This window comes from uncultured Streptococcus sp., assembly GCF_963521255.1.
Classification (GTDB): domain Bacteria; phylum Bacillota; class Bacilli; order Lactobacillales; family Streptococcaceae; genus Streptococcus.
Genome location: NZ_CAUQTU010000004.1, coordinates 12,330 through 31,394 on the forward strand (window position 1 = coordinate 12,330; position 19,065 = coordinate 31,394).

A 19,065-nucleotide genomic window follows, 5' to 3' on the forward strand; every position below is an offset into this window, starting at 1 on the left:
TAAAAAGGAGTATTTCGTGAAAAAAATTTACTCATCGATGGCAGTAAAAAAAGGACTAATAACCTTGTTTCTGTTGTCTATTTATGTATTAGGAAGCCGACTTACTCTTCCTTTTGTTGACTTGAATAGCAGAGACTTTTTAGGTGGGACAACTGCATATTTGGCGTTTTCAACCGCACTACTAGGAGGGAATCTGAGAAGTTTGTCTCTGTTTTCTATAGGCTTATCACCATGGATGTCATCAATGATTCTATGGCAACTACTTTCTTTTTCTAAGAAATTGAATATTTCTTCAGGGGCAGTAGAAGTTCAAGATAGAAGAAAGATGTATTTAACACTAGTCATTGCTTTGATTCAATCTTTAGCGCTCTCATTGAATTTACCAATACAACATTTTTATTCATCCTTATTGGTAACTGTATTGAATACCATGTTATTGATAGCAGGAGCTTTCTTTCTAGTGTGGCTTTCAGACTTAAATGCTCAACTTGGAGTAGGTGGATCGGTAGTTATTTTATTAGCTAGTATTATTTTAACCATTCCACAAGATATTTTAAATACATTTCAGCTTGTTCAAATTTCTACTGGAATAATGCTACTTATTGTATTGAGCAGTATTGTATTAACCTATATGATGGCACTAACATATAGAGCACGTTATCGTATACCAGTTCATAAAATTGGCTTACGTAGCCGTTTTAAACGATATTCCTATCTTGAAATCATGTTGAATCCTGCAGGTGGGATGCCTTTTATGTATGTCATGAGTTTTTTAAGTTTGCCTACCTATATCTTTTTATTATTACAGACTCTTTTTCCTCAAACTTCAGTCTTTTCTGAATTATCAGCTCAGTATGGAGTAGGAAAACCATTATGGATTTATTCATATATTGCCATGATTTTTTTATTTAGTATTGCTTTTTCTTTTGTCAATATTAGTGGTGATCAACTTTCAGATCGTATGAAGAAATCAGGGGAGTATATTTATGGAGTTTACCCAGGTGAGGAAACAAGTCACTTTATTAATCGATTAGTATTACGTTTTTCGATTATAGGTGGGACCTTTAATGTACTTATGGCAGGTATTCCAATGTTATTTGTTTTATCTGATGAAAAATTATTGAAGATCGCCATGATTCCAGGTTTATTTATGATGTTTGGTGGTATGGTTTTTACAATCAAAGATGAAATGAAGGCTTTGAGACTAAATGAAACTTATAAACCCTTGATTTAGGAGGCTTCTATGTATTATTTTGTTCCAGCTTGGTATGGTTCAACTCGTCAATGGCATGTTGATTTGACTCCATGGTATTATTCTCACTTTAAACTCGAATTTGATGATACTTTCAATCAAATTAGGCTTTTTCAAAGACAAGGGATACCGTCTAGATTATTAGTATTATCCTATCAGCCACATTTACGTTATTTTTTACACAGACATGGTGTACTCGAGACAGAAGTCTATTCTATCTTTGATGACATGCAAGATTTACGTAATCCGCATACTCAGGTTCTTAATATTAGAGATATAGAGTGGGATAATGACTGTGAATTTATTTATAGTCCCTTTACGGTTATCGCTCAAAAAAATGGGAAGAAATTTGCTAAGATTGAACATGGAGTTGAGGGATTTATTAGTGATATACAGTATTTTGAACCAAGTGGTCAAATTCATATGCACTATATTATGGATGATCGTGGATTTGTATCTAGTGTTATTTATTTCGAAGATGGACAGCCTACCTATCAGGACTATTTGAATCCTAAGGGGATTTGGAGATTTAGAGAGTATTTAAATGAGGGAGGACGGGTAGAGATAAATCCAATATTTGCCTACCATTTCAAACAGTTTCATTATGCTGATATGAGTCGACTGGTTGCAGAGTTTTTTGATGAATACCTTCAAAAGAAACAAAAAAAACAGGATATTTTCATTATCCCTTCTCATCCCTATCATGACCAATTTATCTTTAGTTGCCTACCAAGTGAAACTGCTAAAATATTGAGTCTTTTCATTAATCGGAATGCTCAAGCTAGTTTTAAAGACTTAGCTCTATCATTTGATCAGGCAGATATAGTCTTAGTAGATAGAGAAGATAGTTTACAACTCTTGCAGGAACTATATCCTAAACTATCAGATAAGTTTTATCATCTTTCTCCTTTTGATACGCGTTTACGACTAGGTAGAAGTCAGACTCGGAAAGAATCGATTATTTACTATCAATTAGATTTTTCTGAGGGAATTGATAGACAAGCCCTATTTCAGGTTTTATCATTTATTGCTGAAACAAAAAATACAGAAGTTATTTTTGGGGCCTTTTCTGCTAGTCAGAACCAAATGGAAGAAGTGGAATCACTTGTCAATGAAATCATTCAGGAACAAATCCGTACTGATAGTTTAGAAAAAGGTTTAGACTATGGTGGGGCAGAAAATCCTTTAGAAGAAAACCAAGAGCAGGAACTGCGTTTTCAATTTGTCAATATGAATGATGAATTGGATTTAATTAAGACACTAGAGTTTGTTCGTTTGATTGTGGATTTGAATAAACAACCACACCTCTATACTCAAATAGCAGGTATCAGTGCGGGAATTCCTCAAATTAATCTGGTTGAAACTGTCTATGTGGAACATTTGAAAAATGGTTATTTGATTTCAGATGTGACAGAGTTTTCAAAGGCTGCACGCTACTATACAGATAGATTAAAAGAATGGAATCAGGCCTTGGTTTATTCTATTGATAAAATCAAGGAGCATACTGGCCAACGTTTCTTAGATAAATTACATCACTGGATTGAGGAGGTTACAGATGTCAAAGGACTATAAAATCCTACAGATAGGGATTGATAATTGGGCTCATCATTATGAAATTCCTGAAAACATGGATTGGTATTATTTCTGTCCCAATTCACCGCTAGCTCTTCGCAAAATGATGGAAATGGAAGGGATAACCAGTTTTCAGGCTATCTTAATAGAGGATGGTCAATATTTAGCTGATTTACTGCCTTTTGTACACCATATCGAACCTTATACTCTACTTTATAGTCAAGATTTTCAAACGACAGATTTGGGTATTCTTGATTGCTTAAAAAAGCGGTGTGCTCAGACTGTAGATTTTTCGGATCCACAGGAATTACTCAATGATTTATCAACTTCTCTCTTTGGTGGGGGATATGGTGATAAGTTATTTCCATCAAGTATTCAAATTCATCCAAATTTTACAGGGGCTATTTCTTATCAAGGATTTGATTATGTCAGTTTGGAAGGGGATTTTGGTCAAGATTTTTCTCAACTTGCATACTGGTCTTATAATGTCATAGTTCAACAAAAACTTCCTATTGAGCTGTGGCTTGAATATGAGAAACAAGGGAATTGTGATTTTCGTTTGCTTATTCGTAAGATTTGGAGTGGATCAGTTGATGATTTTTTCGAAGAGATAATAGTATCAGAAAATGACTTAGAGAAAGCACTTTTTATGGATAGTCTAGATGGAGACTATTTTCTCTCGATATCTGTTGAGGCAAGAGGTCATGGAACAATCAAACTAGGTAATCTTCATAAACGTTGGAGTCGAAAACAATTTGGGAAGTTTGTACTGGGTGGAAATATCCTACATGATTCTAAGCGCGATGAAATAAACTATTTTTTCCACCCAGGTGATTTTAAACCGCCTTTGGCTGTTTATTTTGCTGGTTTTCGTCCAGCGGAAGGTTTTGAAGGTTACTTCATAATGAAAAATCTAGGATGTCCCTTTATCTTATTCTCTGATCCACGTTTAGAGGGGGGAGCTTTTTATATGGGAACCGATGAGCTAGAGGGAAAGGTAAAAGAGACTATTGATTATTATCTTGACTATTTGGGATTTGAGCGTCACGATTTGATTTTATCAGGTCTTTCTATGGGAACATTTCCTTCGCTTTATTATGGAGCTACTTTTGAGCCTTATGCTATTATAGTCGGAAAACCCTTGGTTAATCTAGGAACTATAGCCAATCGTGGACGTTTAGCTAGTCCTAGGGTTTTTCCTACGAGTTTTGATGTTTTAAAACATCAAACTGGAGGAGTAAGTCTTAATCACATGTTGAAGTTGGATCAGCGTTTTTGGAAGGTTTTTAAACAAGCAAATTTTTCAAAGACAACCTTTGGTTTGTCCTACATGAAGGATGAAGATATGGATCCACAAGCCTATGAACAATTAGTGTCTTATTTGTGTAATACAGGCGCGAAGATATTGTCTAAAGGAACTGCTGGACGACATAATGATGATACAGATACTAATGTTGCTTGGTTTATCCACTTTTATCGTATGGTCTTAGAAAATGGTTTTGGAAGGGAGAAAGAATGATTATTACACAGAGACAGTATATTCATTGGGGAGAAACAGGAGGTACATATATGTATGGGACAAATGTATCTTACTCCCCTGATAAAAGTGTTCGTCTGTATAATCCTCTGTTAGCATCTGGTGAGATTCTTAAAACGTGGTTTTCTAGTGTGAATTATCAGGCGGCTAGAACTCAGCCTCAACTCCCCTTACTACAAAGAAATCAGGAGTATCAATTATCATTAGTTTTTGACTGCTGGCCTGAGAATGGGATGTATACCAAGATAACTTTTTTGGATCGCTATGGTGATATTTTAGAAGAAAAGATAGAAAAAGTGAAAGATTTTGTATTTACTTATCCAGAAGAAAGCTATACTTACCAAATTTCTCTCTTAGCTGCTGGTTTTGAATCTTTAACTTTTTATCATTTTTCTATTAAGGAGATTAGAAGTGTTTAGACGTTTAGGTCAAGAGTTCCAGCTTAGGAAAGTGAAAAATATTTTAAAACAGGTCAATTCCTTGAAAGATAAGATGTCCTCTCTTTCAGATCAAGAATTAGCTGCAAAAACAGTGGAGTTTCGTCAGCGTCTTGCTAAGGGTGAAACTCTTGACGACTTATTGGTAGAAGCTTTTGCAGTTGTTCGTGAAGCGGATAAACGTGTATTGGGAATGTTTCCTTATGATGTCCAAGTTATGGGTGGGATTGTTATCCATCAGGGAAATGTCGCTGAGATGAATACTGGTGAGGGGAAAACATTGACAGCTACTATGCCTGTTTATCTCAATGCCCTGACAGGTAAAGGTACCATGCTGATTACCACTAATGACTATCTAGCAAAACGTGATGCTGAAGAGATGGGGCAAGTGTACCGCTTCTTGGGATTGACAATTGGGGTACCTTTTACAGATGATTCTAAAGAGGAATTGACGTCAGAAGAGAAAAGAAGAATTTATGCATCAGATATCATCTATACAACTAATAGTAGTTTAGGTTTTGATTACCTAAATGATAATCTGGCCTCAAATGAGGAAGGGAAATTTTTACGTCCCTTTGACTATGTCATTATTGACGAGATTGATGATATTCTATTGGATAGTGCTCAGACCCCCCTTATCATTGCAGGAGCACCTCGGGTTCAGTCTAATCACTATGGTATTATTGATACGCTGGTAACGACTTTGGTAGAAGGAGAGGACTATATCTTTAAAGAGGAAAAAGATGAGGTCTGGCTCACTACCAAGGGGGCTAAAGCTGCTGAAAGTTTCTTAGGAATAGATCATTTTTATAAGGAAGAACATGCGGTTTTTGCTCGCCATTTAGTTTATGCGATACGAGCCCATAAACTCTTTACCAAGGATAAAGACTATGTCATTCGAGGGGATGAAATGGTACTGGTAGATAAGGGGACAGGGCGTTTAATGGAGATGACCAAACTACAGGGAGGCCTCCATCAGGCCATTGAAGCTAAGGAACATGTCAAATTATCTCCAGAAACGAGAGCCATGGCTTCTATCACCTATCAGAGTCTTTTTAAAATGTTTAATAAGATATCTGGTATGACAGGGACAGGTAAGGTCGCGGAAAAAGAGTTTATTGAAACTTACAATATGTCTGTAGTACGCATTCCAACCAATCGTCCTAGAAAACGGATTGACTATCCAGATAATCTATATATCACTTTACCTGAAAAAGTGTATGCATCCTTGGAGTACATCAAGAAATACCATGCTAAGGGAAATCCCTTGCTCGTTTTTGTAGGTTCAGTTGAAATGTCTCAGCTTTATTCATCACTCTTGCTTCGTGAGGGAATAGCTCATAATGTTTTAAATGCTAATAATGCGGCGCGTGAGGCCCAGATCATCTCTGAGTCAGGTCAGATGGGGGCTGTGACAGTGGCTACCTCTATGGCAGGACGTGGTACGGATATTAAGCTAGGTAAAGGAGTCGCAGAGCTTGGGGGTTTGATTGTTATTGGAACGGAGCGGATGGAAAGTCAACGGATTGACCTGCAAATTCGTGGTCGTTCTGGTCGCCAAGGAGATCCTGGTATGAGTAAGTTTTTTGTATCTTTAGAGGATGATGTTATCAAGAAATTTGGGCCATCTTGGGTGCATAAAAAGTACAAAGACTACCAAGTCAAAGATATGACACAACCAGAGGTTCTTAAGGGACGCAAATATCGGAAATTAGTTGAAAGAGCTCAGCATGCGAGTGATAGTGCAGGACGCTCTGCACGTCGTCAGACTCTAGAGTATGCAGAGAGTATGAATATACAACGAGATATGGTCTATAAAGAGAGAAATCGTTTAATAGATGGTTCTCGTGATTTGGAAGATGTTGTTGATGAAATCATTGCTAGTTACATAGGTCAAGTGACTTCTTCAGACTATGAAAGCCGAGAGTTACTCTTCCACTTTATTGTGACCAATATTAGTTTTCATATTAAAGAAGTTCCAGACTATGTAAATGTGACTGATAAAACTGCAGTTCGTAACTTTGTAAAACAGGTGATTGATAAAGAACTTTCTGAAAAGAAAGAATTGCTTGAGCAACATGGACTGTATGAACAGTTTTTACGACTTTCCATGCTCAAGGCTATTGATGACAACTGGGTAGAGCAGGTAGACTATCTACAACAGTTATCTATGGCTATCGGTGGTCAGTCTGCTAGTCAGAAAAACCCGATCGTAGAGTATTATCAAGAAGCCTACGCGGGCTTTGAAGCTATGAAAGAACAAATCCGTGCGGATATGGTGCGTAATCTCCTGATGGGCTTGGTTGAAGTCACTCCTAAGGGTGAGATTATGACTCATTTCCCATAAAAAGAGGAAAATATGACAATTTACAATATAAATTTAGGACTTGGATGGGCTAGTAGTGGTGTTGAATACGCCCAAGCCTACCGTGCTGGTGTTTTTCGGAAATTAAATCTGTCCTCTAAGTTTATCTTTACAGATATGATTTTAGCCGATAATATTCAGCACTTAACAGCAAATATTGGTTTTGATGATGATCAAGTGATTTGGCTTTATAATCATTTCACAGACATAAAGATTGCACCGACTAGCGTGACAGTGGATGATGTGCTGGCTACTTTTGACGGTGTTGAAAGTCGTAGAGAAAAGAATGGTAAGGTATTGCGTATCTTCTTTTCTGACCAAGATAAGTTTGTCACCTGTTATTTAGTTGATGAAAACAAGAACTTGGTTCAACATGCGGAGTATGTCTTTAAAGGAAAACTGATTCGTAAGGATTACTTTTCTTATACGCGTTATTGTAGCGAATACTTTGCTCCCAAGGACAATGTTGCAGTCCTATACCAACGAACTTTTTACAATGAAGACGGGACTCCAGCCTATGATATCTTGATGAATCAAGGGAAGGAAGAAGTTTATCGTTTTAAGGATAAGATTTTCTATGGAAAGCAAGCATTTATGCGTGCCTTTATGAAATCTTTGAATTTGAACAAGTCTGATTTGGTCATTCTCGATAGGGAGACAGGTATTGGACAGGTTGTGTTTGAGGAAGCGCAAGCAGCGCATCTAGCGGTAGTTGTTCATGCGGAGCATTATAGTGAAAATGCTACAAATGAGGATTATATCCTTTGGAATAATTATTACGACTACCAGTTTACCAATGCAGATAAGGTTGATTTCTTTATCGTATCAACTGATAGACAGAATGAAGTGTTGCAAGAGCAATTTGCTAAGTACACCCAGCACCAACCAAAGGTTGTTACCATTCCTGTAGGAAGTATTGATTCCTTGACTGAGTCAAGTCAAGGACGTAAGCCATTTTCACTGATTACTGCTTCACGTCTGGCCAAAGAAAAACACATCGATTGGTTGGTCAAGGCGGTCATTGAGGCGCGTAAGGAAATCTCTGAATTAACCTTTGATATTTATGGTAGTGGAGGAGAAGATTCTCTGCTTAGAGAAATTATTGCAACTCATCAAGCTGAGGATTATATTCAACTCAAGGGACATGCAGAACTTTCGCAGATTTATAGCCAGTATGAGGTCTACTTGACTGCTTCAACTAGCGAAGGATTTGGTTTGACCTTGATGGAAGCTATTGGTTCAGGTCTACCACTAATTGGTTTTGATGTGCCTTATGGTAATCAGACCTTTATAGAAGATGGGAAAAATGGTTATTTGATTCCAAGTTCATCTGACCATGTAGAAGACCAAATCAAGCAAGCTTACGCAGCTAAGATTTGCCAACTGTATCAAGAAAATCGTTTGGAAGATATGCGTACCCATTCTTACCAGATTGCAGAAGGCTTCTTAACCAAAGAAATTTTAGAAAAGTGGAAGAAAACAGTAGAGGAGGTGCTCCATGATTGAACTTTATGATCGTTATAGTCAGGAAAGTAGAGATTTACATGAAAGTCTAGTCGCTACTGGTCTTTCTCAACTTGGAGTGGTCATCGATGCAGATGGTTTTCTGCCTGATGGTCTGGTCTCTCCTTTTACTTATTATCTAGGATATGAAAAGGGAAAACCTCTTTATTTTAACCAAGTATCTGTTCCAGCTTTTTGGGAAATTTCAGGAAATAATCAGTCTGCTCGTATTGAAGATATGACAGAGGAGAGGGCTGTCATTCATTATGCTGATGGAATGCAGGCTCGCTTGGTTAAACAGGTAGATTGGAAAGACTTGGAAGGAAGAGTACGCCAGGTTGATCATTATAATCGCTTTGGAGCTTGCTTTGCTACAACGACTTATAGCGCAGATAGTGAGCCGATTATGACCGTTTACCAAGATGTCAATGGTGAGGAAGTTTTACTTGAAAACCATGTGACGGGTGATATCTTATTGACTTTGCCTGGTCAGTCTATGCGTTACTTTGCCAATAAGGTTGAATTTATCACCTTCTTTTTGCAAGATTTGGAAATAGATACAAGTCAGCTTATCTTTAATACCTTAGCAACTCCCTTCTTGGTTTCCTTCCATCATCCAGATAAGTCTGCCTCAGATGTTTTGGTTTGGCAGGAACCTCTCTATGATGCCATTCCAGGCAATATGCAGTTGATTTTGGAAAGTGATGATGTGCGTACTAAGAAGATTATCATTCCAAACAAGGCGACTTATGAACGTGCTTTAGAGTTGACTGACGAGAAATACCATGATCAGTTTGTGCACTTGGGTTACCATTATCAGTTCAAACGCGATAATTTCCTAAGACGAGATGCCTTAATCTTGACCAATTCAGATCAAATTGAGCAAGTAGAAGCCATCGTAGAAGCCTTGCCAGATGTCACTTTCCGCATCGCAGCGGTAACAGAGATGTCTTCTAAGCTCTTAGATATGCTTCGCTATCCTAATGTGGTCCTTTATCAGAACGCTAGTCCACAGAAGATTCAGGAACTTTATCAACTATCGGATATTTACTTGGATATCAACTATAGCAATGAGTTATTGCAGGCAGTACGTCAGGCCTTTGAGCACAATCTCTTGATTCTTGGATTTAATCAGACAGTGCACAATAGACTTTATATCGCTCCAGAACATCTATTTGAAAGTAGTGAAGTTTCTGATTTGGTTAAGACCATTAAACAGGCTCTTTCAGATGTTGATCAAATGCGTCAGGCACTTGGAAAACAAGGTCAACATGCAAACTATGTTGACTTGGTGCGATATCAGGAAACCATGCAAACTGTTTTAGGAGGCTAACATGTCAGACGAAGATTTATTTTACAAAGACGTTGAAGGTCGCATGGAAGAGTTGAAACAAAAACCGATCAAGAAGGAAAAAGAAACCCGAGGGGAAAAGATTAGTAAGACTTTTTCACTCCTCTTGGGTTTAATGATTCTAATTGGTTTACTCTTTACTTTGCTAGGAATTTTGAGGTAGTCCTATGATTGACATACTGATTGTTTTAGCTATTGTCCTCTCTCTTGCTTTGATTGTATTGGTAACCATACAACCCCGTCAAAATCAACTATTTTCCATGGATGCCACTAGTAATATTGGTAAACCAAGTTACTGGCAGAGTAACACCTTGGTAAAGGTTCTCACCTTGTTGGTGAGTTTGGCTTTGTTTGTCTTATTATTGATTTTTATGGTAATGACTTATAAATAGAAGGAAATTTCGGAGGTTTTAGGAGTTTCTCAAAGTAGTCAATGAAATAATAAGTGATCATGCAAGAAGCTTGTTTTCCCTTTAAGAGTTACAAACTTGTCGTTGTACTCCTGAAACTACTCTTTATTGTAAGTGATTAATAAGGACTGATATTCAAAAATCTCCAGATTAGTGAACTCAAAGGTAGTTCTTAAACTGGAGATTTTTTGATACTTATTCCATATGACTTCATACATCTATAAAATGTATATATTCTTGTTTAAAAATCATTTTAGAAGATATGACTCATATTTGCTTGTAGTTCATGAGACTTTTTACTAGTACCATTTTCTTATTTACAAGCTGATTTAGCTTTTGTCTCTGAAATAAAAAGAAATCAAATTATTTTTATTTTAATCTATAAAATGATATAATGTATAAAATTACATGTATAATTTATTATGCATTTATATATAAATAAAAAGGAGAAAATAATGTTTAAATTGAACATGCAAAAGAAAGATCACCGCTTTTTCTGTGGGAATAAGTATGAGAAATATTCTATTAAAAAACTAAAGGTCGGTGCAGCAAGTGTATTGGTTGGGACAGGATTTTTATTCGGTTACAATGTGGATCAAGTAAGTGCTAATGAGAAAAATACTGATACTACAGCTATCGTAACATCAAAGGATGGAGATGAACTCCAATCTGCAGATAAATCAAAGGGTACGGCTGAATCAAAACAAGAAAATACTCAAGAAGTGGTTACGGAAACACTAAAACCTGAAACGAAAGATGAAGCAGTTCTAGCAACAAGTCCGCAAGTGGCTGAAACTAAGGAAACTCCTGAAACTAAGGAAGTATCAGAAAATAAAGTAAACAGTGTAGATAAAGAAACTGTCAACTCATCTACGTTGAGAGCTAACTTAGCAGATTTAGAAGCTCAAATTGAACGTATCCGAGGAAATAAAAAACAAGCTTCTCAAATCCAAAATGCTGAAAAACTTGTTGCTGACGCTAGACAATATCTAGAATCTTTGAATACTACTCAACAAGAAGTAGATGCGAAAGCTAAAGAAATTAGCTCATTAACTACTATCTTAAAGTCAATTAAAGCCGAAGAAACAGTAAAAGAAAATAAGAATCAAGATAGCCGTAATGGTAAAAAGCTGGAAGAAGGAACTGGTTTTAGAGCTGGTGAAGCTGCTGGTACAGGTGTTGGCGCAGATGTAAAAGATGCAACAAGTACACCAGCTGTGACAAGAGATGGTTATACTGATAGAGCTGCTGCGGAATCATTCACAAAGCAAGTTACGTGGTTAGATTTTGGAGATACTGCTAATTGGCAAAATATAGATAATGAAGGTGGAAAGGTTTACTTAAAAGAAGGGTCAGTTTATAGAAAAGAAGTGATTCCAGGATACGTTATTAATATTAAAGTGAAATCATTGAAACCTTTCCAAGCAACAGAAATCTATAGAAAACGTATGGAAGCAGCTAATGCTTCAGAAGAAGAAAAAGCAACTTTCAATCCAAATGCTACAAATCAACATTTTGGTGATAAAAGTGGGCCTACTAGAATAACAGCTAATGCACAAAGTTGGTCTGAAATTCAAAATAACGGAATTAATACTGAAAATAAAAAAACATCGATTGGTTCTGAAAGCGATTGGTCAAATATAGGGGTTCAATTTGAAATTAGTGCAACTTATAAAGGGAAAACAGTTAGACCTGCAGTTGTTATGAACGATTCTGAGAGTGCAAACCACGGTGAAAGTATTGTTTTAACAACAAATGGAGATGGATGGGAACGTGTAGTAGAATTGAAGAAAGACCGATTTATCGGTGGTTCGTATACGCCAACTCCATATAAACCAATTAATTTGTATAATTTAAATCATGATGATTATCCAGCATCTGCAAGTCGTAATAATGCAGGTCAGTTATTATGGCATTTAAGAGGAGGTTTTCTAACTTTTGCTGACGGAAGAAAGCTGGCACCGAAATACTTTACTAATCCTGATCAAGAAATGGGAGGTCTAGGAACAGGAGTGTTTGGTCCAGTCACTACGTCTGGTGGTTATAGTGTTCCAGTATTGATGACAAAAAATGCAACTGAGGTTGGAATGTATATTTTATCTTCAGGGATACAAAATGCTATGATGGGTGTGATTCCAATTGATGAAGGAGATGCTCCTGAAAGTTATGGAAAAGCATCTCATACGATGAATACTATAGATGGTTTAACGGGTGCAGAAGTAAAACAACCATATTTAGGAAGTACACGACCAGATATGGATACAGGTACTACTAAAGATTGGTATGGTGATGATAAAGATTTAGATGGTGACGAAGGCATAAATCAATTACTTCCTGATAATCTAAAAGATAGTGAAGGAAATATTATCAAGGCAAATATTTCTAAAAAAGGTTATTATAAATTAAATGTTCAAGCTCATACTGGTGGAGCAGAGAAAGCTTATATCCGTTCGTGGGTCGATTTTAACAACAATGGCAAATTCGATGAAGATGAAGGTTCTGAAATCGCAGAAATTACAAAAGACGGTGAAGTATCTTTAGAGTTTAAAAATAAATCTTCAAGAGATGCAGGAGATTTACTTGAAGCTGGTACAAGAGTTCGTATCGCAACGAATAAATCTGAAATTGAAAAACCAACAGGAAATGCTTTTAGTGGTGAAGTAGAAGACTTTAAAACAAAAATCACACATCCACCAAAAGGGGAAAAGAAAGAAACTATTGGTAATATTAAAGAAACACAAAAAGAAGAAATTCACTTTACAATTGCTGAAGGAAAGAAAAATGTTTATCTTGATGGAAATCCTGCTGTTGAGATTGATAAAACTGTAGCGCCAGTGTATTTTGATAATAAAACTGGTCAACAAGTTACATTAACTTCTGATAATACTTATACAGTAGAAGGAGAAGGAACATATAAATTTATCGTAGCTGAAAATGGCATTGATGTAAAAGTAGAATTTACACCAGCTGATGGATTCATAGGTAAAGCACACGGTGTCTCTATTCGTCGTCAAGATACGAATAAAACAACGACTGATTGGGGTGTCTTTAATCCAACAAATGATCCGAGCATTACAAATATCAATAGTGTTTTAGACTCAATGGATGGAATGTATATTCCAGAAGTTAGAGTTCCAGGAGAGATTACTACTAGTGCAAATAATGCTGAAAGTAGAAATCTACAAGGATTACCACAAAAAGGGCAACCGACATTTAACGTAGAAACAGAAAAAGATCCGGTTAAACCTTCAGCGAAATATCCAGCAAAACTTGTTGATCCAACGTCAAATACAGTTACTGAGGCAACGACAGTTAATGCAATAGAACAAGGAACGAATAAAGTAATTGGTACATATACAATTGTACCTGAAACTGGAGAAGTAACATTCACACCAAATAAAGATTTCCAAGGAGTTCCAGCGCCAGTAACTGTTTCAGCTGAAGTTGAATTATCTCATGATAAAGATGGTAATATTACGAAGAAAACTTTAACAGGTACTTATACACCAACGATTATTCCAGTAACACCAACAGCTGAAAAATCTGCAACAAGTGATGTACAAGGAAAAGTACAAACATCACCAATCAAGCTAGATACAGAAGAAACTGGAGACGATAAAGGTAAGACAGTTAACTTTGATAAAGGAACTCAAACAGGACCAAAAGGAGAACGTGTTGAGTTAGATCCTGAAACTCTAACATTATTGGATTCAACAGGAGCAGAAGTAACTAGTGTAACAACACCTCAAGGTAAGTACGAGTTAGACAAAGCTAACAAAACAATTTCATTCACACCAAATAAAGACTTTGTAGGAACAGCAACACCAGTTAAAGTTCAAATCAAAGACGTGAATGGAACTAAAGTAGAAACAACTTATACTCCAACAGTTACAGATGTCACAATGGAAAGTGTTGATAAGACATCAGAAGCACCACAAGGACAAACACAAACTGGAAAACCAGAATTCACAATTTCAAGTCCAAATGTGCAAATTACAGGATACAAACTAGTAGATCCAGTAAGCAAAACACCTGTAGATAGTACTGAAATCGAAGTTCCAGAACAAGGAACATATAAGATTGACAAAACAACTGGTCAAGTAACATTTATTCCAAAACCAGGATACACAGGAACAACTGATGGAATCACAGTACAAGCAACAGATGAAAACGGAGAAACAAAAGATGCGAAGTATACACCAAAAGTAACTCCATTAACAGTAACTCCAGAAAACAAAACATCTAAAAATATCCAAGGTCTACCACAAGAAGGAACACCAACCTTTACAATTCCAGAAGGTGTAACAAATGCTTCAATTACAAGTCGTAAACTAGTTGATCCAACAGACAACACACCAAAAGACTCTGTAACAGTAGAAGGAAAAGGAACATTTGTCATTGATGAAACTGGAAAAGTAACCTTCACACCAGTACCAAGCTACACAGGTGAAGTACCAGCAATTGAAGTAGAAGCAACAGTAACTGTAACAAACGAGAAGAATGAACCAGCTACAATTACTTCAAAAGCAACATACAAACCAGAAATCGTTCCTCTAGAGTTAGGTAAAACACCAGCAACTTCAACAAACTTACAAGGTTTAGAACAAAAAGGAACACCAACATTCACTGGAAGTACAGTAGAAGTAAATGGTGAACAAAAAGAAGTAACAATTAAAGAAAATAGTTACACACTTGTAAAAGATGGAGCTGAAGTAACAACAACTCCTGCATACAAAAAAGGAACAACTGATGTAATTGGTACGTACACAATTGATCCAGCAACTGGAGAAGTAACACTTACACCAACAGATAAAACTTATACAGGTGAAGTAGAACCAGCAGTTGTACAAGCAACAGGATCAAATAATGTAAAAGTACAAACAACGTACACACCAACAATTACTCCAGTAACCCCAACAGCTGAAAAATCTGCAACAAGTGATGTACAAGGAAAAGTACAAACATCACCAATCAAGCTAGATACAGAAGAAACTGGAGACGATAAAGGTAAGACAGTTAACTTTGATAAAGGAACTCAAACAGGACCAAAAGGAGAACGTGTTGAGTTAGATCCTGAAACTCTAACATTATTGGATTCAACAGGAGCAGAAGTAACTAGTGTAACAACACCTCAAGGTAAGTACGAGTTAGACAAAGCTAACAAAACAATTTCATTCACACCAAATAAAGACTTTGTAGGAACAGCAACACCAGTTAAAGTTCAAATCAAAGACGTGAATGGAACTAAAGTAGAAACAACTTATACTCCAACAGTTACAGATGTCACAATGGAAAGTGTTGATAAGACATCAGAAGCACCACAAGGACAAACACAAACTGGAAAACCAGAATTCACAATTTCAAGTCCAAATGTGCAAATTACAGGATACAAACTAGTAGATCCAGTAAGCAAAACACCTGTAGATAGTACTGAAATCGAAGTTCCAGAACAAGGAACATATAAGATTGACAAAACAACTGGTCAAGTAACATTTATTCCAAAACCAGGATACACAGGAACAACTGATGGAATCACAGTACAAGCAACAGATGAAAACGGAGAAACAAAAGATGCGAAGTATACACCAAAAGTAACTCCATTAACAGTAACTCCAGAAAACAAAACATCTAAAAATATCCAAGGTCTACCACAAGAAGGAACACCAACCTTTACAATTCCAGAAGGTGTAACAAATGCTTCAATTACAAGTCGTAAACTAGTTGATCCAACAGACAACACACCAAAAGACTCTGTAACAGTAGAAGGAAAAGGAACATTTGTCATTGATGAAACTGGAAAAGTAACCTTCACACCAGTACCAAGCTACACAGGTGAAGTACCAGCAATTGAAGTAGAAGCAACAGTAACTGTAACAAACGAGAAAAACGAACCAGCGACAATTACTTCAAAAGCAACATACAAACCAGAAATCGTTCCTGTAAAACCAACAGCTGAAAGCTCTACAACAAGCGATGTTCAAGGTAAAGTACAAACTTCATCAATCGTATTAGATACAGAAGAAACTGGAGACGATAAAGGTAAAACTGTTAACTTCAATAAGGGAATTGAACAAGGTCCTAAAGGTGAAAGAACAGAATTAAATCCAGATACATTAACACTATTAAATGAAGCTGGAGAAGAGGTAACTAGCGTAACAACTCCTCAAGGTAAGTATGAATTGGATAAAGCTAATAAAACTATTACCTTTACACCAAATAAAGACTTCGCAGGAGAAGCTACACCAGTTAAAGTTCAAATCAAAGATGTAAATGGAACTAAAGTAGAAACTACTTACACTCCAACTGTTATCGAAGTAACGCCAACAGGTAAAGATTCAGCAACGACTGGACCACAAGGAATTGCTCAAACATCACCAATCGTATTCAATCAAAAAGATGAAGCTGATAATACAACAGTAAACTTTGAAACAGGTCATGAAAGAGTTGAATTAAAACAAGATACATTAACATTAGTCAATGGAAATGGTGAAAAAGTTACAACAATTACTGTACCAGAAGTGGGAACATATGAATTGAAAGATGGTGCAATTACCTTTACACCAGTTAAGACATTCACTGGAACAGCTGAAGGAGTAACAGTTCAAGTTGAAGATGAGAATGGTAAAGTTGTTACGAAGAAATATACACCAACAGTTACCCCAGTAACACCAGAAGGAACCCCTGCAGAAACTACAGGAATTCAAGGAGCAACACAAGAGGGAACACCAACATTTAAACCAGGAAACCCTAATGTGCCAATCAATGAAGAAGTAGCCCCAACATTAGAAGGAGCAAATCCTGAAGGAAAAGTTGTAGTACCAGGAGAAGGAACATATACAGTTGACAAAGACGGTAAAGTAATCTTCACTCCAGAACCACAGTTCACAGGAACAGCAAAAGGAGTAACAGTAAAACGTGTAGATAAGAACGGAACACCAGTAACGGCTAAATACACACCAACAGTTACCCCAGTAACACCAGAAGGAACCCCTGCAGAAACTACAGGAATTCAAGGAGCAACACAAGAGGGAACACCAACATTTAAACCAGGAAACCCTAATGTGCCAATCAATGAAGAAGTAGCCCCAACATTAGAAGGAGCAAATCCTGAAGGAAAAGTTGTAGTACCAGGAGAAGGAACATATACAGTTGACAAAGACGGTAAAGTAATCTTCACTCCAGAACCACAGTTCACAGGAACAGCAAAAGGAGTAACAGTAAAACGTGTAGATAAGAACGGAACACCAGTAACGGCTAAATACACACCAACAGTTACCCCAGTAACACCAACAGGTGAAAATGCTGAAACTGAAGGACCAAAAGCACAACCTCAAACATCACCAATCGTGTTTGATAAGAAAGATGAAGATAACTCTACAGTAAACTTCAACAAAGGTCATGAAAATGTAGCATTAGATCCAACAACTACTACACTAGTAGGAAAAGATGGAAAACCGACTACAGAAGTGAAAGTTCCAGGTGAAGGTACATATACACTAGCAAATAATGTTATCACATTCACACCAGAAAAAGACTTCGCAGGAAAAGCTACTGGAGTTACAGTTCAAGTAAAAGATGCGAACGGAACAAAAGTTGAAAAAACTTACACACCAACAGTTCGCTCAGTTACAACATTTGTAGATGAAGCTGGAAATCCAATTACTGTAGATAAGAATAATACACCAGTTGTACCTGAAGAGGATGGAACACAACCTAAGAAAAATATCCCAGGTTACCGCTTCGTAGAGACTAAGAAACTTCCAAATGGAGATACAGTGCACGTCTACGAAAAAGTAACAACACCAACTCCATCAGTTGAAAAACCAAGAATTATTGCACGTGACACAGAAGGAAATATCATTCCAGGATTTGAATTCGATATGCTGTCACCAATCTTGGATATTCCTGAGTATGAGTATGTAGGTGAAGAGTCTCTTTCTGATGGTACAATCAAACGTATCTATAAGAAAGTGAAGAAATCGACAACACCAGCAAAACCATACAGTCCAACACCAACACAAATTACAGAAAAAGTATTAACAACGTTTGTGGATGAAAATGGTAATGTGATTATCCATGAAGAAAATGGTTCACATCCAGGTAGAGAAATCGAAGGATATGAGTTGATTGGTATCAAACGAGATTCTATAGGCAATGTTCGCAATATTTATCGTAAGATTCAATCGACAATTCCAGTTGAATCAGTTCAACCAACTACTCCAGCTATGCCTGAACAGTCAGCCCAACCAGTTCAGACAGTAGCAGTGAAAGAAGCTGAAGCTAAACGTGAATTGCCTAATACAGGTACAGAAGATCACGCTAACCTTGCAGCACTTGGACTTCTCGGAGTATTGAGCGGATTTGGTCTTGTAGCTCGTAAGAAGAAGGAAGACTAATCTTTCTCAATGCTGTTCATAGTTTTGAATGAACAGATAATCCCCTAAACTGATGAATCAAATGATTCATCAGTTTTTTGGGGAAATTAGAGAAATGCATAGTAAGAGAGTCATAATAAGGTATATTGAAAAATCTCCAGACTAGTGGACTAAATTTATAGTTTCTAGTTTGGAGATTTTATATTTGAACTTTTCTTGTATTGATTCGGTTTAGGGTAAATGAACATTTAAACTATTTTTAT

Annotated in this window: 10 protein-coding genes; all 10 read left to right on the forward strand. The window is 36.7% G+C overall.

The genetic code is table 11. The annotated features are described in order from the left end of the window. The first annotated feature begins 16 nt into the window (after positions 1-16). The 10 genes from secY2 (at position 17) to RWP09_RS04125 (ending at position 18,823) form a co-directional block, all read left to right on the forward strand. Positions 17-1,234 (forward strand): accessory Sec system protein translocase subunit SecY2, encoded by a 1,218-nt coding sequence (secY2, locus tag RWP09_RS04080; RefSeq protein WP_314434319.1) that lies wholly within the window; start codon positions 17-19, stop codon positions 1,232-1,234. Between the two features lie 9 nt (positions 1,235-1,243). Continuing rightward, positions 1,244-2,824 (forward strand): accessory Sec system protein Asp1, encoded by a 1,581-nt coding sequence (gene asp1 / locus RWP09_RS04085; RefSeq protein ID WP_314434320.1) that lies wholly within the window; start codon positions 1,244-1,246, stop codon positions 2,822-2,824. Next, positions 2,808-4,343 (forward strand): accessory Sec system protein Asp2, encoded by a 1,536-nt coding sequence (gene asp2, locus RWP09_RS04090; RefSeq protein ID WP_314434321.1) that lies wholly within the window; start codon positions 2,808-2,810, stop codon positions 4,341-4,343. The genes asp1 and asp2 overlap by 17 nt, the downstream gene beginning before the upstream one ends. Beyond that, positions 4,340-4,780, forward strand: coding sequence for an accessory Sec system protein Asp3 (asp3, locus tag RWP09_RS04095; protein ID WP_314434322.1), 441 nt, complete (start codon positions 4,340-4,342; stop codon positions 4,778-4,780). The genes asp2 and asp3 overlap by 4 nt, the downstream gene beginning before the upstream one ends. Continuing rightward, complete coding sequence (gene secA2, locus RWP09_RS04100) at positions 4,773-7,145, forward strand: accessory Sec system translocase SecA2 (RefSeq protein WP_314434324.1); 2,373 nt, start codon at positions 4,773-4,775, stop codon at positions 7,143-7,145. Before asp3 ends, secA2 begins: the two co-directional genes overlap by 8 nt. 12 nt (positions 7,146-7,157) lie before the next feature. Further along, positions 7,158-8,669, forward strand: a complete 1,512-nt coding sequence (gene gtfA, locus RWP09_RS04105) for an accessory Sec system glycosyltransferase GtfA (RefSeq protein WP_314434326.1) — start codon at positions 7,158-7,160, stop codon at positions 8,667-8,669. Next, entirely contained in the window at positions 8,662-9,999 is a 1,338-nt protein-coding gene (gene gtfB, locus RWP09_RS04110) for an accessory Sec system glycosylation chaperone GtfB (RefSeq protein WP_314434329.1), read from the forward strand. Before gtfA ends, gtfB begins: the two co-directional genes overlap by 8 nt. Position 10,000: 1 nt before the next feature. Continuing rightward, entirely contained in the window at positions 10,001-10,180 is a 180-nt protein-coding gene (asp4, locus tag RWP09_RS04115; protein WP_001278708.1) for an accessory secretory system protein Asp4, read from the forward strand. Between the two features lie 4 nt (positions 10,181-10,184). After that, positions 10,185-10,409, forward strand: a complete 225-nt coding sequence (locus RWP09_RS04120) for an accessory secretory protein Asp5 (protein WP_314434331.1) — start codon at positions 10,185-10,187, stop codon at positions 10,407-10,409. 473 nt (positions 10,410-10,882) lie between these two features. After that, positions 10,883-18,823: a YSIRK-type signal peptide-containing protein gene (locus RWP09_RS04125; protein WP_314434333.1), complete on the forward strand. Its 7,941-nt coding sequence runs from the start codon at positions 10,883-10,885 to the stop codon at positions 18,821-18,823. The last annotated feature ends 242 nt before the right edge of the window (positions 18,824-19,065 follow it).